This is a genomic window from Staphylococcus pseudoxylosus (genome assembly GCF_044794325.1).
Taxonomy (GTDB): Bacteria; Bacillota; Bacilli; order Staphylococcales; family Staphylococcaceae; genus Staphylococcus; species Staphylococcus pseudoxylosus.
Genome location: NZ_CP085024.1, coordinates 2,604,793 through 2,619,507 on the forward strand (window position 1 = coordinate 2,604,793; position 14,715 = coordinate 2,619,507).

The window sequence follows — 14,715 nt, forward strand, 5'->3', positions numbered from 1 at the left end:
GTCAAGAACTTTATTTGAAATTGTTTTTTATGTTTCGTTTGTATGTTTGTCGTTTTGTTTCGTCCGACAAGTAAATACTATACACGCATAAAAACCTTTTAACAACGGTAAAATTTACACTTACTCTCTTTAAAAATCTCCTTTCATCAACAAAAACCAAACTTTAATCCAATATTTATGATTAAAGTCCCTTTTTCATTGTTTTTCACTGCTAAAAAAGGACTAGTCTCCACAAAAATCCTCTTATAGTCATACTTTATTTTATTTTACATTTTTTTAATTTTATTTATAAAAATAAGGCTACTCCAAAAAGGAATAGCCTTATACGCTATTTACTATGCGTTTCATGCATTGCTACATCTCTGTTCTTCCCATTATAGCTTTAGATAATGTAACTTCATCTGCATACTCTAAATCTCCACCTACAGAAAGGCCTTGCGCTAATCTCGTTACTGTTACACCAATCGGTTTCACTAGTCTTGAGATATACATAGCCGTCGATTCTCCCTCTAAATTAGGATTCATCGCTAGTATCAATTCTTTAACTTCTTCGTCTTTTAAGCGATCAATCAAGCTAGGTATATTAATATCTTCAGGTCCAATACCGTCCATAGGTGATATAGAACCATGCAATACATGATACAACCCTTTGTATTCACGCATTTTTTCCATTGCAATAACATCTTTGTCGTCTTCTACTACACAGATGACAGATCGGTCTCTTTGCTTATCTTGGCAAATATAACATGGGTCTTGTTCCGTGATATGCCCACATACACTGCAATAAGTTAATTCTCTCTTAACATCTACAAGTGATTTGGCAAATTGAACAACATCGTCTTCTTTCATATCTAATACATGAAACGCCAGACGTTGAGCCGTTTTAGGTCCAATGCCTGGCAGTTTCATGAAACTGTCAATAAGTTTCGAGATTGGTTCAGGATAGTGCATGCGATCACATTCCAGGAATGTTTAAGCCTTGCGTGTGCTTACCTAAACGTTCTTGTGTAAGTTCATCTGCTTTATTCATCGCTTCATTTGTAGCAGCAATCACTAAATCTTGTAACATTTCAATGTCATCTGGATCTACTGCTTCTTCTTTAATTTCTACATCTAGCACTTCTTTATGACCTGATACAGTTACAGTTACCATACCGCCACCAGCTGTACCTTGCACTTTTTCTTCTTTAAGCTTTTCTTGCTCTTCGCCCATTTTCTTTTGCATTTTTTGCATTTGTTTCATCATTTGTTGCATATTTCCGCCACCGCGCATAATTATATCCTCCTTAAAACTTTTACATCACTTTGTTGTGATTTATCTTTTGTCTCATTATACATGCCTTTTTGAACATTGTCATGTATCACTCTTCATCTATAACATTTACAGTACTTTCACCGAATAAGTCTTTTGCTTTTTGAACAACATCTACTTCCTCAGGAGTTTGAGTTGTAGTTTGTTCGTCATTTCCCGCTTCTGTTGTTGAACCAGTTTTTCTATTTTGAAGATATTCTGTTCTCACTCTCATCCATTGATCTGCTGGCACCCCAACTACTTTAACTGTTTTATCTATAATATTACAAACGACATTTTCAATGTTCTCTCTTTTTTCATCATCTTTATTAACAATTTCACAATGAATCTCTTCTTCAAGCTTGATAAGCACATGGGTCTCACTAGCCGCAACCGGTTCAGAATTTTGTAACAAGCTAACTAAAGATTTCATATCATTATTTTTGGCATGATCGACAACTTCTTGCCAATGATCTTTCAATTGTTTGATATCATCTTTATTCGCTTTATCTAAAACTTTGGCAATTTGTTGCATTGAAAAGGCATTTTTAGCTTGTCCACCTTTGCTAGAAGTACGCTTTGTTTGCTGCGGTGGTGTACTTGTTGCTATACCATTTGCTCTAATTGATTTAAGCTCATTTTCAAGTTGTTCCATTCTTTGTAGCAACACATCATTATTAGGCTCTGTTGCAACACCTGTTGTAGCAACTGTTTGAACATGTTCAGGTGTTTCTTTAATCATTTCAGCTAATTTCACTAACAACACTTCAAAATGCACGCTTTGATTCACACTGAAACGAATCGATACAAGTGTATCGTTAATAATATCTATCATTTTATATAGTACATCTAACTCAAAATGCATTAATGCATCATATTCAGTTTCTACATTAGAAGTTTTATTCATAATCGTATCTCTAACAAAATAAATCATATCATTAATCAAACGATTTACTTCTTTACCTTGAGACACAAATTTATGGTACGTTGCAAAGGCGTTTCTTACATCTCCTTCTACAACCTCTCTAAATAATTCATCTAATGCTTTCGCATCTACACTACCCGTGACATTTAAGGCATCTTCTAAGGTCAAGTGCTCATCACCAAAAGCAATAGCTTGGTCCATAATACTTAGCGCATCACGCATACCACCTTCAGAAGCTTTCGCTATAAAATCTAATGCCGTTTCATCATAATCAATTTGTTGTTCTTCTGCTACAAATTTTAATCTCTCTACGATTTCATTTTGACTAATTGCTTTAAAATCAAATCTCTGTGCTCTAGAGATAATTGTAGGCGGAATTTTGTGAGGTTCTGTTGTCGCTAATATAAAAATCGCATGTGCTGGCGGTTCCTCTAACGTTTTAAGCAATGCGTTAAACGCGCCAGTCGTAAGCATGTGAACTTCATCTATAATATAAACTTTAAATTTCGACTCACTAGGTGCATATTTAACTTTATCTCTAATATTTCTAATTTCATCCACGCCATTATTACTAGCTGCATCAATTTCAATAACGTCTGAGTTTGTACCACGAGTGATACCTTTACAGATTGCACATTCATTACAAGGTTCTCCATCTGTACGTTCAAGACAATTAATCGCTTTGGCAAACACTTTGGCGATACTTGTTTTCCCCGTACCTCTAGGTCCGCTAAATATATAAGCATGTGATTGTTTACTTTTTGAAATCGCATTGCGCAGCGTTTTAGTAACATGTTCCTGTCCTACAACATCATCGAAACTTTGCGGTCGGAACATTCTATATAAAGCTTGATAATTCACTTTCGCACCTCCAATTACATTCATCAATCATTATAGCATTGTATTTTCTACTTTGAATATTAGTTAAAAGCTTCAGAATAAATTACATCACCTTTGGGTTGTTCAAGTAATGGATCCCATAAAAATTTAACCATAAAGCATTTTGATGGCACATCAAACGGATTAGAAATCTCAAAATCTTCTGCCTCTTCATAACCAAACTTACCATAATACGATGGGTCTCCCAATACAATAATCGTACTATAGTCTTGTGCTTTAGCCCGTTCTTCAACAGCTTGAATCAACGCTTTTCCTATACCTTTCCCTCTATAATCTACTAATACAGATAATGGCGCTAACGCTAAAGCGGTATAATGGTTATCTCCACTTACAATCGAAATTTCAGATAACATGATGTGACCTATGACTTCACCTTCATCATTTTTAGCTACAACCTCTAGTTCATAATTATATTCAGGTGCCTTCCTCAATTTTTTCACTAATTCTTGTTCATCGTGATTCGATTCTGCCACATCTGAAAAAGCCGCTTCAATAGCATCTAAACTTGTATCATAATCATTTTCAGTTAAAGTACTTAAATATATTTGCATGGCTATCCCCTCAAAACGTTTAGTTTTATTTTTAAACATTATAACATCAGTTAGCACATTTCATTTGTACGGATACTAAAACAACATTAAAAGCATTGCTTATATTTTAATATAAAAAAAGAGCGACTGCTATCAAAAGAAGTCACTCATTATATATGTATGTTTGAATTTTATTGTTTTTTTAAAATTAAAACCGCGCACCTTCGCTTCGAATACGTATCATAAACGTAACCAAAGTCGACAGCTAAACCTCGGCAACCCTACGGCACATACGATGATCCACTTAATGCTGCTTCCGTCAGGACCTGACATGGTTCATGGGTTCATATTGCATAGGACCGAGATCTTCAAACACTACGTGCTTTGGGCAGACTTCACAAAAACGTACCCTTAGCAAAGGAATTCAGTCTCGCGTAAAGCGGATTTCGAGTACAGGGAACCGCTACCTCCCCACCTAGCACGGCAAAATATATCATACTATATTCTTCTATCTGAATGCAAGCATTAGCTTTTCATTTAACAAACAGATTATTAGAACCATTCACAAAACGGTCATCTTATAAATAAACATTATATTTTGTGCCGTCTTGAGAAATCTTTAAATTTAAACTCTGTAGCTAAATGCCTAGATATATTATATTGGAATTGTGTAGTATCTTTGAGATGTACAATCCCCCGTACAGTAGCTGTATAAGGCGGCGTCACGTCACCAAACATCTCATACTCTAACTCGCCGAAAGCTTCAAATGTTATTGATTTATTTGAATAACTAATATCCAACCCTAGTACATTCTCTACATATGCATATAGAGACGTTTTTACAATATCCAAGGTCAAACCTGGAACAATTGCTTCTATTAAATAATCTTCATCAATTATCTTTACTTTGTCATTAATTTTTCTAGTACGAATAACATGCCATAGTACTGTGCTTTGGGTAACATTTAAAGCTTCCTTGACCCTTGGTACATCTCCTGCATGTATTCGTTCTAAAACTTTCACTTCAGTTTCATGTTGTAACCCTAATCCTTGTTGCACTTCTCGAAAGCTCGTTAAATCTGCGAATGGAAATTCTGTTAACCCTTGATATATTACAACCGAACCTTTACCACGAATTTTTTGTATCATTCCATCTCTCACTAATAAATTCAAAGCTTTACGGACAGTTTCACGTGACGCATCATAAGTTTCTACCAGTTCATATTCTGACGGTAATTGTGTACCATAAGATATGCGCGATTCGATGATGTCAGCTCGTAAAGTTTCATATATTGTAATAAACTTTTTTTGTGTCATATGCGCTCACTCACTACCCTTTTATAAATTATTGTGCTACCACTATTGCACCAAAGCCATCTATCACCCCATCCGAGATATTACCATGTTGCATCATCACTCGACCTTCAACATTTAAGTCCTCTGGTATAGTAACACTTTCTTTTGAAAAGTTCGCCACAACTAACCAAGTTTCACCTTTATAATGTCGTTTATATATAAATAACTCATCGTGTTCCATGTACAATGGTCTAATACTTCCATAAGTTATAATATCGTATTCATGACGCAAACGAATTAAATCTCTATAAGTATGTAAAATAGATTGATCATCTTCAATAGCAGCTTCAACATTGATTTGCTCAAAATTGTTAGGAATATCTATCCAAGGTGTTCCTGTTGTAAATCCTGCATTTTGCTCGCTTGTCCACTGTACAGGTGTTCGGGAGTTATCTCTAGATTTTTGACCTAATATTGTTAATATTTCATCTTCATCATAACCAGCTCGCTTCATATTATTATAAGCGTTCAACGATTCTATATCTCTGTACTGGTCAATACTACCAAAACCAGGATCCGTCATACCTATTTCTTCCCCCTGATATATATATGGTGTCCCTTGCATCATATGCAATACTGTTGCCAGCATCTTAGCACTTTGTTTACGTAAAGTTTCATTAGTATCATTTCCAAAACGCGAAACCACACGCGGTTGATCATGGTTACACCAAAAAATTGCGTTCCAACCTCCACCTTCATAAATGCCTAGTTGCCATTCCATTAATATATCTTTTAATTTATGAAAGTCTAATTTTGCATTTGACCACTTTTCGCCATTAACGTAATCCACTTTGAGATGATGGAAATTGAACACGCTATTCAACTCTTGACGTTCAGGCGACGTATATTTTATACAATGATCAATTGTTGTAGAAGACATTTCACCCACAGTCATTAAGTCTTTACCTCCAAAAGTACACTCATTCATTTCATGTAAATATTCATGTACATGTGGACCGTCTGTATAGAATTCTTTACCAATCTTTTCAGAATTTTTAAATTCCCCTTTTGAAATTAGGTTAATAACATCAAAACGGAAGCCATCTATACCGAAGTCTATCCAATAATTGATAATATCATATAATGCACCCCTTACTTTGGGGTTATCCCAGTTCAAATCCGCTTGAGTTACATCAAACAAATGTAAATAATATGCATCTGTCTTTTCATCGTATTTCCACGCATTCCCTCCAAACTTCGATTCCCAATTTGTTGGTGGTTGAGCATCAGATGACCTTTTAAAGAAATAGTAATCTCTATATTCACTATCGTTATCAGCGTACGCTTGTTTAAACCATTCGTGTTCTGTAGAAGTATGATTGATAACAATATCCATCATTACCTTTAAATCACGTTTATGAGCTTCAGCAACAAGTATTTCTAAATCTTCAATCGTGCCGAACTTCTCATTTATTTTATAATAATCACTAATGTCATAACCATTATCATTCATTGGAGATTCATACACTGGTGTTAACCAAATGTAGTCTACACCTAAATACTGTAAATAATCTAATTTTTCAATGATTCCTTTCAAATCACCTTCACCGTTACCTGTCGTGTCATTAAATGATTTCGGATATATTTGATAAACTACTGACTTTCTCCAATCACTTTGACTCATGGAATTACCACCTTTACTTATATTATTTAAAGAAGAAAAACCCGCTAAGTCGTTTTAGCGAGTTTAGTTGTATTGCTTTAGCGTGCTTATTCTTCTACCATTTCTTTCGCTTTATCTTTACTAAATTTTGACAAAAATACTGTTAGAATTGCCGGAACCACAATTGCCAAGAAGGTACAGACAAGGTAGATACCCCAATACTCGCTTTTAATTGAGATGAAAGCAGGAACACCACCGACACCAACACTACCAAGTACACGCGTTGCACCAATGATCGCTCCTAACACACAAGATGTTGATATCGCTGCGACAAACGGATATTTCAATGGTAAATTGACACCAAATAATGCCGGTTCCGTCACCCCTAAGAAACCTGAAACACCAGAAGTCATTGCCAAACCTTGTTCTTTGCCCATTTTACGTCTTCTATAAACAAACCAAGCGCCGAACGCTGCTGACCCCTGACAAATATTAGATATCGCCAAAATTGGCCATAAGTATGTTCCACCGAGCTCACTACCCATAAGTTGGAAATCAACAGCCAAGAACATATGATGTAATCCTGTAATAACAAGTGGTGCGTATAACAAACCATAAATAGCACCACCTAACCAACCAGCATGTTCAAAGACGAACGTCACACCATTTGTAATACCAGTACCTAGCCATAATGCTACAGGACCAATCACAATAAAGGCTAAGAATCCTGTTATTAGTAATGCAATTGGACCAACAACTAACATTTTAATTGAATCGTGAATATGTTTATTTAAGAATTTTTCAATTTGAGCTAAAACATACGCTGCAAGCAAAATCGGCAACACTTGTCCTTGATAGTTTAGTTGCTTAATTTCTAAACCAAAAATATCCCACGTAGGAATGTTACCTTTTGCAATATCATACTGCGAAACAAGCTGTGGATTCATTAAAATCAAACCTAACACTAAACCAAGTATTTGACTTCCTCCGAACACACGCATACTACTCCAACCAATCAATGCTGGCAAGAATATGAAAGCTGTACTAGCAATGACGTTAATAATATTTGAGATATCGCCTAATTGTGGAAATTGTTCAACAAGTGGCTTCGATCCAAATAAATCTTCCATTGTGAGTAAATTATTAATCCCCATAAGTAAACCAGCAGTTACAATCGCTGGCAAGATTGGTATAAAGATATCCCCAAGTAACTTAATCAATCTTTGAATAGGATTGCCCTTTTTAGCTGCCGCCGCCTTTGCATCATCTTTAGATGATTCACTAATCCCCGTTTCTGCTATCAGTTGCTTATAGACTTCATCTACCGTTCCCGGCCCAATAACTATTTGATATTGGTTATCCGCTTTAAACTGGCCTTTCACTAAATCGTTATTACTCAATCGGTCTTTGTCCACTTTATCATCATCTTTCAAGACAAGTCTCAAACGTGTAACACAGTGTGTGGCTGTGTCCAAATTATCTTTGCCCCCAACAGCTTCAACTATATCTTGCACGTCTTTCTTTTTAACGGCCATGACGATCCACTCCCTTATACTTTTAACATTACAGAAATTATAACTTGTCTAGACAAGTTTTGCAAAGGCTTTCATAAAAATCCACACAAAACTTTTATCCCATCGCACAAACATCCATAACAAACTGCATTATTACTAAAAGTGGGAATTAGCAATTTAACGGCTTCACTTAGTTATCAACTGTCTATTCTTCATCAAAACACATTTCTTTTTCATTGAAAAAGTTACCATTTTAATTTTATAACTTTAAATTCCTCATCCAGTAAAGTACTGATAAGCATAATTTTCTAGATACCTTCCTATATAATCATGCAGTCTTAAAAAACATATCAAAAAAGGCAAGGATTCAATACGAAATTGAATCCTTGCCTCATCTATTCATTAGTCTTGGTTTTAAAAATATAATGGCGGAGGAAGAGGGATTCGAACCCCCGCGAGCCGTTAAGCCCCTGTCGGTTTTCAAGACCGATCCCTTCAGCCGGACTTGGGTATTCCTCCAAACACAATACTCATCATATTATAGCCATTTGTAAAAGTCAATCAAAATTACAAAGTTACACTAATGTTTTTTCATTTAAATAAGAATCTACAGAATCTGCTACCGCTCTCCCCTCTTGTATCGCCCATACAACTAAACTTTGCCCTCTTCTAGCATCTCCTGCAGCGAATATGTGCGGTTGGTTTGTTCTAAAATCTTTGTTATCAGCTACAATTTTATTGCGTTCTGTTTGAATATTAAAAGCATGTGGCACTGTTGTTTCAGTACCTACAAAGCCTATAGACAATAGTACTAAATCCGCTGGCCAATGGCGCTCAGTACCATCTACAACTACCATACCTTCATCAGTTTCTTCGAGAATTTGTGTATAGACACCTTTGACATTACCAATTCTATCCACATCATAGCGCATTGTTTGCACACCATAAGCTCGCGGCTCAAAACCAAAGCGTGATTGATATTCTTTATGTGCATAATCCATTTTAAACACAGGCATTGCTAACGGCCAATACGTATTCTCATCAAATTCAATTTCTTCTGGTTGTTTTGTATATTTATTAAATTGCACGATTGATTTACAATTTTCACGCAATGCAGTAGCGACACAGTCTGCCCCTGTATCTCCTGCTCCGATTACGACCACATTTTTACCTTCAGCAGAAATAGATGGTTCATCGATTTCACCGTTTAAATATTGACCTTGTTCTGTTAAATAATCCATCGCAAAGTGAATACCTAATCCCATGCGTCCTTCTAAAGGTAAATCTCTTGCGTTTTGTGAACCGGTACATAAAATAATTGCATCATATTGCTCGTTAAGCGTTTCTTTGCTAATATCCACGCCAATTTCTGTATCTGTTTCAAAACGTATACCAGATTCTTCCATCACTTTTATTCGGCGACGTACTACATCTTTATCTAATTTCATATTAGGTATACCATACATCAACAAGCCTCCAGCTTCGTGCGCACGCTCGTAAACTGTTACGTTGTATCCTAATTTATTTAATTCATCTGCAGCAGTTAAACCAGCTGGACCACTGCCTACTATAGCTACTGATTCGTCTTTACGATGCTCTGGTACTGTCGGTTTCACCCAACCATTTTCAAAAGCTTCATCAATAATAGTTCTTTCAATCCCTTTTATAGCTACTGATTCACGATTAATCTTCATGACACAAGATTGTTCACAAGGCGCTGGACAAACACGCCCTGTAAATTCAGGGAAGTTATTCGTTTCGTTCAACCGTTCATAGGCAGTTTTGAAATCTTGCCTATAAACAAGGTCGTTCCATTCTGGAATATAATTACCTATAGGACAACCAATGGTTTCTCTACCAAATGGTTCTCCGGTTTGGCAAAATGGTGTGCCACAATCCATACAACGAGCACCTTGTTGTGCCGCTTCGTCTTTCGTGAATCTTTGTTGAAACGCATCGTGACTCTTCAAACGATCAACCAAAGACAACTCGTGCAATTCTTGTTTATCATAATTCATAAATCCTTTGAATTCGCCCATGATAAATCCCCCTTCTAAAATTAATATACGGCAGTCAATTGTTGCTCTGATTCTATATATGTGCGCTTGTCATTAAAAGCATTCAATAAAGCTTGATCAAGTTCTGTTTCATTTTGCTTTTGTAAATCGATTTTTTGCATCATTAGTTTATAGTCTTTAGGGATTACTTTAACGACTTTATCTGCAACATGTTCAAAGTTAGCTAAAATATTTTTCGCCTTCGTACTATTTGTATACTTCACATGTTCTTCTAACATAGACTTCAAAACATCATATTCTTCTTCGACAGTAATGAAATCGAAATCTAAGCTGTCCAGTTTATTTTCTGATTTAAATTGCTCTATATCAGATGGGAAGATATAACTCACACCGCCACTCATACCTTGGCCAAAGTTTTTACCTACATCACCTAACACAACAACTCTACCACCAGTCATATATTCAAGACCATGATCACCAATACCTTCAACAACTACTTGCACGCCACTATTTCTAATACAGAAACGTTCTCCAGCTTTACCACTTATAAAAGCTTTACCGTGAGAAGCACCATAAAAACAAACATTACCCACGATAATTTCGTCTTCACGTTGTTGGTTTGGCGCCTTAACAATCACTTTACCACCAGATAAACCTTTACCTACATAATCATTAGCGTCTCCTGTATGATGAATCGTTAAACCACTCGGTGTATAGGCCCCTAAACTTTGACCTGCATGACCAACAGTTTCAGCATAAATCGAATCTTCAGGCAACCCGTCTTTACCATGCGCTCTTGTAATGGCACTACCAGTGATAACACCTACATCACGTTGTTCGTTTTTCAATTGATATTGACCACTAAATGATTGACCATTTTCAATCGCAACTTTAGCATCTGGATAGAATTCTGTTAAATCAAAGCCTTCGTCGAGATGGTGGTTTTGCTCTACTTTTTTAAATCTTTCACCTTCGTGTTGATACAACAAAGCTTCAACATTCATCGATGCTGCTTTAGGACGACTGTTAGCTAGATTGCTCTTACGTGTTAATAAATCAGTTCTACCTACAAGTTCGTCTACAGATTTTAATCCAAGTTCAGCTAGTATCTCACGCAATTCTTCAGCAACAAAATGCATAAAATTAACTACATGATCCGCTCTACCGTTAAACAAGGCTCTCAAATCTTGATTCTGTGTAGCAATACCTACAGGACAAGTATCCTTATGGCACACACGCATCATAATACATCCGAGTACTACTAATGGCGCAGTAGCAAAACCAAATTCTTCAGCACCTAGCGCACATGCATAAGCAACATCTTTACCTGTAAGCAACTTGCCATCAGTTTCTACTTTCACTCTTGATCTTAAACCGTTCATCATTAGAGTTTGATGCGTTTCCGCTAGACCAATTTCCCATGGCACACCTGCATGTTGAATACTCGTTTTAGGAGAAGCACCTGTACCTCCGTCATATCCACTAATAACAATCTTATCTGCATACGCTTTAGCAACACCAGCCGCAATTGTACCTACGCCTGTTTTGGACACAAGTTTCACCGTAATGTTTGCGTCTTTATTTGCATTTTTTAAATCATGTATTAATTGTGCTAAATCTTCTATTGAATAAATATCGTGATGTGGCGGTGGTGATATTAAACCTATACCTGGTGTTGAACCTCTTACTTCAGCTATCCACGGATACACTTTAGTACCTGGTAATTGTCCGCCTTCCCCTGGTTTAGCGCCTTGCGCAACTTTGATTTGTATTTCTTTGGCATGTTGTAAATAATCACTCGTCACGCCAAAACGACCGGATGCAACTTGTTTAATTGCGCTAGAACGATTACGGCCTTCTTCATCTACAATATAGCGTTCCGGGTTTTCCCCACCTTCACCGCTATTACTTTTACCACCCATTTGGTTCATCGCTTCAGCTAATGTTTGATGTGCTTCTTCAGAGATTGAACCATAACTCATTGCCCCTGTATTAAAACGTTGAACAATGGCACTTGCAGGCTCAACTTCACTGATATCAATAGCTTGTTGCTTTTTAAATTCCATCAAGTGTCGAACATGATCAGTGCGTTTATGATTAACTTCATGTGAAAATGATTTGAATTTTTCATAATCATTTAATCTACATGCATGTTGCAACAAATGAATAGATGTCGGGTTAAAGGTATGATGTTGACCTTGTTTACGCCATTGGAATGTACTTCCTGATTCAATATATTTACTGGTAGGTGTTTGTCTTGCTTTATTTTCCTTATCTATCATATCTATGGATATACCTGAAAGTTTAGTTTGTGTACCTGTGAAATATTTTTCAACAACTTCAGATGATAAACCTACTGCTTCAAAAATTTGTGCCCCTTGATAACTTTGAACAGTTGAAATACCCATTTTAGCCATAACTTTTATCACACCTTCAGATAATGTATCTGTATAGGTTTGAACATTTTCAGAAATATCCCCTTCTAAACGCTGATTTCGCACTAACTGCTCAATCGTACGTTGTGCTAAATAAGGTACAATCGCATTTGCTCCATATCCTAGCAAGCAAGCAACATGATGTACTTCTCTTGTTTCTCCTGACAAGGCTACTATACTCGTGCGCATACGTAACCCTTCTCTAATCAACAACTGATGAATATGACTTACTGCTAATAGCATCGGCATCGCATATCCTTCATTAGCATTCACTAATTCACGATCATCTAATACTATGATTTCTTCGCCTTTTTTAACAGCATGAATCGCTTTATCTCCTAATTTCTCTAAAGCTACCTCTAAATCATTTTGATAAATCGTAGATAAATGTGTAACATTAAATCTACTCTGTTCAATGACTTCTAGTTGCGCTTCTGTTAAAACTGGTCGTGCTAATTGAATACGGTTCAATACATCTTCATTCGGATTCAATAAATTCCCTTCGCTACCTAGATAAGATAGTTCACTCGTAACTATTTTTTCACGGTAAGCATCGATAGGTGGATTCGTAACTTGCGCAAATAATTGCTTGAAATAATTAAATAATGTTTCATCTTTTTCATTTAAAACCGCAATCGGCACATCATACCCCATTGCACCTATTGGGTCTTTCTTATTTTCAACAATTTCAGTCAGGTATTTATCCATTTCTTCTTTTGTATAAGCGAACTGTTTTTGTAAACGTGTTAAACTTTCATCGCTCCATTCAGAATTTTGATACGCTACTTTATCCAATCCTAAATCTACCTTAAATTGGTTCAACCAACTTTCATATGGATGTTCATCTGCGATACGCGCTTTCAATTCATTATTTTCTATTACTTTATTTTGTTTAAAATCAACCAGCAACAACTTCCCTGGGTTTAATTGACCTTTAAACGCTACATTATCTTCTGGTACATCTACCACGCCAACCTCCGAAGAAAAGACGATATAATTATCTTTCGTAATCGTATAGCGTCCCGGTCTTAAACCATTTCTATCCGTTAACGCACCAATCTTATCTCCGTTACAAAAAGAAATCATTGTAGGTCCATCCCACGGTTCCATCAGATAACTATAAAACTCATAAAAAGAGCGTACATTAGCATCATTAGCTTTATTGTATAACCAAGGTTCTGGAATCATCAGCATCGCTGCTCTTTCAGGTTCCATAGCTAACGATAAAAATTCTAATGCATTATCTACAATGGCAGAGTCACTACCATCTTCATCTACAATTTCCTTAACCTTATCTTTATCGTCACCAAATATTGTTGCTATTAAATCATTTTGTCTTGCTCTCATCCAGTTCACATTACCTTTTATAGTATTAATCTCACCGTTATGCATGAGCAATCTGTTAGGATGCGCACGTTTCCAACTCGGAAACGTATTTGTACTAAAACGTGAATGCACAAGACCTAACTTCGAAACGTAAGTCTCATGATTCAAATCTTGGTATAACGCTTTTATTTGATCTGAGCGTAACCAACCTTTGTACACAATGGTTCTATGAGATAAGCTTGTAAAATATAAATTCAAACGCTGTTGATTAGCGTAATTTTCAATTTGTTTACGCGCTAAAAATAATGTTCTTTCTATGTGTGATACATCGTTTAACGCAACAAATACTTGTTGTATATGTGGCATAGTTTCAACTACATGCGATGCGATTGCATTCGTATCTACAGGAACATCTCTATAACCAATGACACTTAAGCCTTCTGCTTCAAAGTGAGCATTAAATTGCGCTTCATGTTGAGAACCAGCTATCTTCTCATTAGTAAAAAACATGCCAACCGCATATTTACCTTCAGCCGGCAAATCAAAGTCAACTTTTGTTGCAAAGTATTCATAAGGCACTTCTGTCATAATACCGGCGCCATCGCCAGTAATACCATCAGCACCAATTCCCCCACGATGATCTAACCTACGTAACATCTCTAATGATTTTTCAACAATCTCGTGATTTCTCTGATTATCCATATTGGCATAAAATCCTATACCACATGCATCATGTTCTTCGCGGCCATCATATAAGCCTACTTTTTCACCATATTCAAGCATGACCCTCACCTCTTTTACGAAAATTCTGAATATT

The 14,715-nt window shown here is 36.2% G+C and carries 9 protein-coding genes, 1 tRNA gene and 1 other RNA gene; all 11 read right to left on the minus strand.

The window, feature by feature from the left end; all coding sequences use genetic code 11:
* Positions 1–354 precede the first annotated feature (354 nt).
* Positions 355–951: a recombination mediator RecR gene (gene recR / locus LG295_RS12535; RefSeq protein ID WP_017723276.1), complete on the minus strand. Its 597-nt coding sequence runs from the start codon at positions 949–951 to the stop codon at positions 355–357.
* A 4-nt stretch (positions 952–955) separates the two neighbouring features.
* Entirely contained in the window at positions 956–1,273 is a 318-nt protein-coding gene (locus LG295_RS12540) for a YbaB/EbfC family nucleoid-associated protein (protein WP_002484224.1), read from the minus strand.
* Positions 1,274–1,361: 88 nt separating this feature from the next.
* Positions 1,362–3,077, minus strand: a complete 1,716-nt coding sequence (dnaX, locus tag LG295_RS12545; protein ID WP_326018545.1) for a DNA polymerase III subunit gamma/tau — start codon at positions 3,075–3,077, stop codon at positions 1,362–1,364.
* A 59-nt stretch (positions 3,078–3,136) separates the two neighbouring features.
* A complete protein-coding gene (locus tag LG295_RS12550) occupies positions 3,137–3,667 on the minus strand; it encodes a GNAT family N-acetyltransferase (RefSeq protein ID WP_107557991.1) in 531 nt (176 codons plus the stop codon).
* A 193-nt stretch (positions 3,668–3,860) separates the two neighbouring features.
* Positions 3,861–4,130, minus strand: an RNA gene (gene ffs / locus LG295_RS12555) — signal recognition particle sRNA large type.
* A 107-nt stretch (positions 4,131–4,237) separates the two neighbouring features.
* Positions 4,238–4,963: a trehalose operon repressor gene (treR, locus tag LG295_RS12560; RefSeq protein ID WP_107531216.1), complete on the minus strand. Its 726-nt coding sequence runs from the start codon at positions 4,961–4,963 to the stop codon at positions 4,238–4,240.
* A 28-nt stretch (positions 4,964–4,991) separates the two neighbouring features.
* On the minus strand, positions 4,992–6,626 hold the full coding sequence (treC, locus tag LG295_RS12565; RefSeq protein WP_326029031.1) for an alpha,alpha-phosphotrehalase: 1,635 nt from the start codon (positions 6,624–6,626) through the stop codon (positions 4,992–4,994).
* 86 nt (positions 6,627–6,712) lie between these two features.
* Positions 6,713–8,140 carry a PTS system trehalose-specific EIIBC component gene (gene treP / locus LG295_RS12570; RefSeq protein ID WP_107531218.1) on the minus strand — a complete coding sequence of 476 codons (1,428 nt, stop codon included), beginning with the start codon at positions 8,138–8,140 and terminating at the stop codon, positions 6,713–6,715.
* Between the two features lie 405 nt (positions 8,141–8,545).
* Positions 8,546–8,638, minus strand: a tRNA-Ser gene (locus tag LG295_RS12575).
* A 56-nt stretch (positions 8,639–8,694) separates the two neighbouring features.
* Positions 8,695–10,158, minus strand: a complete 1,464-nt coding sequence (locus LG295_RS12580; protein ID WP_107557988.1) for a glutamate synthase subunit beta — start codon at positions 10,156–10,158, stop codon at positions 8,695–8,697.
* Positions 10,159–10,178: 20 nt separating this feature from the next.
* Positions 10,179–14,681, minus strand: coding sequence for a glutamate synthase large subunit (gene gltB, locus LG295_RS12585; protein WP_404476000.1), 4,503 nt, complete (start codon positions 14,679–14,681; stop codon positions 10,179–10,181).
* Between the last annotated feature and the right edge of the window lie 34 nt (positions 14,682–14,715).

Bases quoted from the DNA above. Each gene is read 5' to 3' on its own strand.
- LG295_RS12550 (WP_107557991.1), bottom strand. From the start codon at position 3,667: ATGCAAATATATTTAAGTACTTTAACTGAAAATGATTATGATACAAGT.
- treR (WP_107531216.1), bottom strand. From the start codon at position 4,963: ATGACACAAAAAAAGTTTATTACAATATATGAAACTTTACGAGCTGAC.
- treP (WP_107531218.1), bottom strand. From the start codon at position 8,140: ATGGCCGTTAAAAAGAAAGACGTGCAAGATATAGTTGAAGCTGTTGGG.
- LG295_RS12580 (WP_107557988.1), bottom strand. From the start codon at position 10,158: ATGGGCGAATTCAAAGGATTTATGAATTATGATAAACAAGAATTGCAC.
- LG295_RS12540 (WP_002484224.1), bottom strand. From the start codon at position 1,273: ATGCGCGGTGGCGGAAATATGCAACAAATGATGAAACAAATGCAAAAA.
- treC (WP_326029031.1), bottom strand. From the start codon at position 6,626: ATGAGTCAAAGTGATTGGAGAAAGTCAGTAGTTTATCAAATATATCCG.
- recR (WP_017723276.1), bottom strand. From the start codon at position 951: ATGCACTATCCTGAACCAATCTCGAAACTTATTGACAGTTTCATGAAA.
- gltB (WP_404476000.1), bottom strand. From the start codon at position 14,681: ATGCTTGAATATGGTGAAAAAGTAGGCTTATATGATGGCCGCGAAGAA.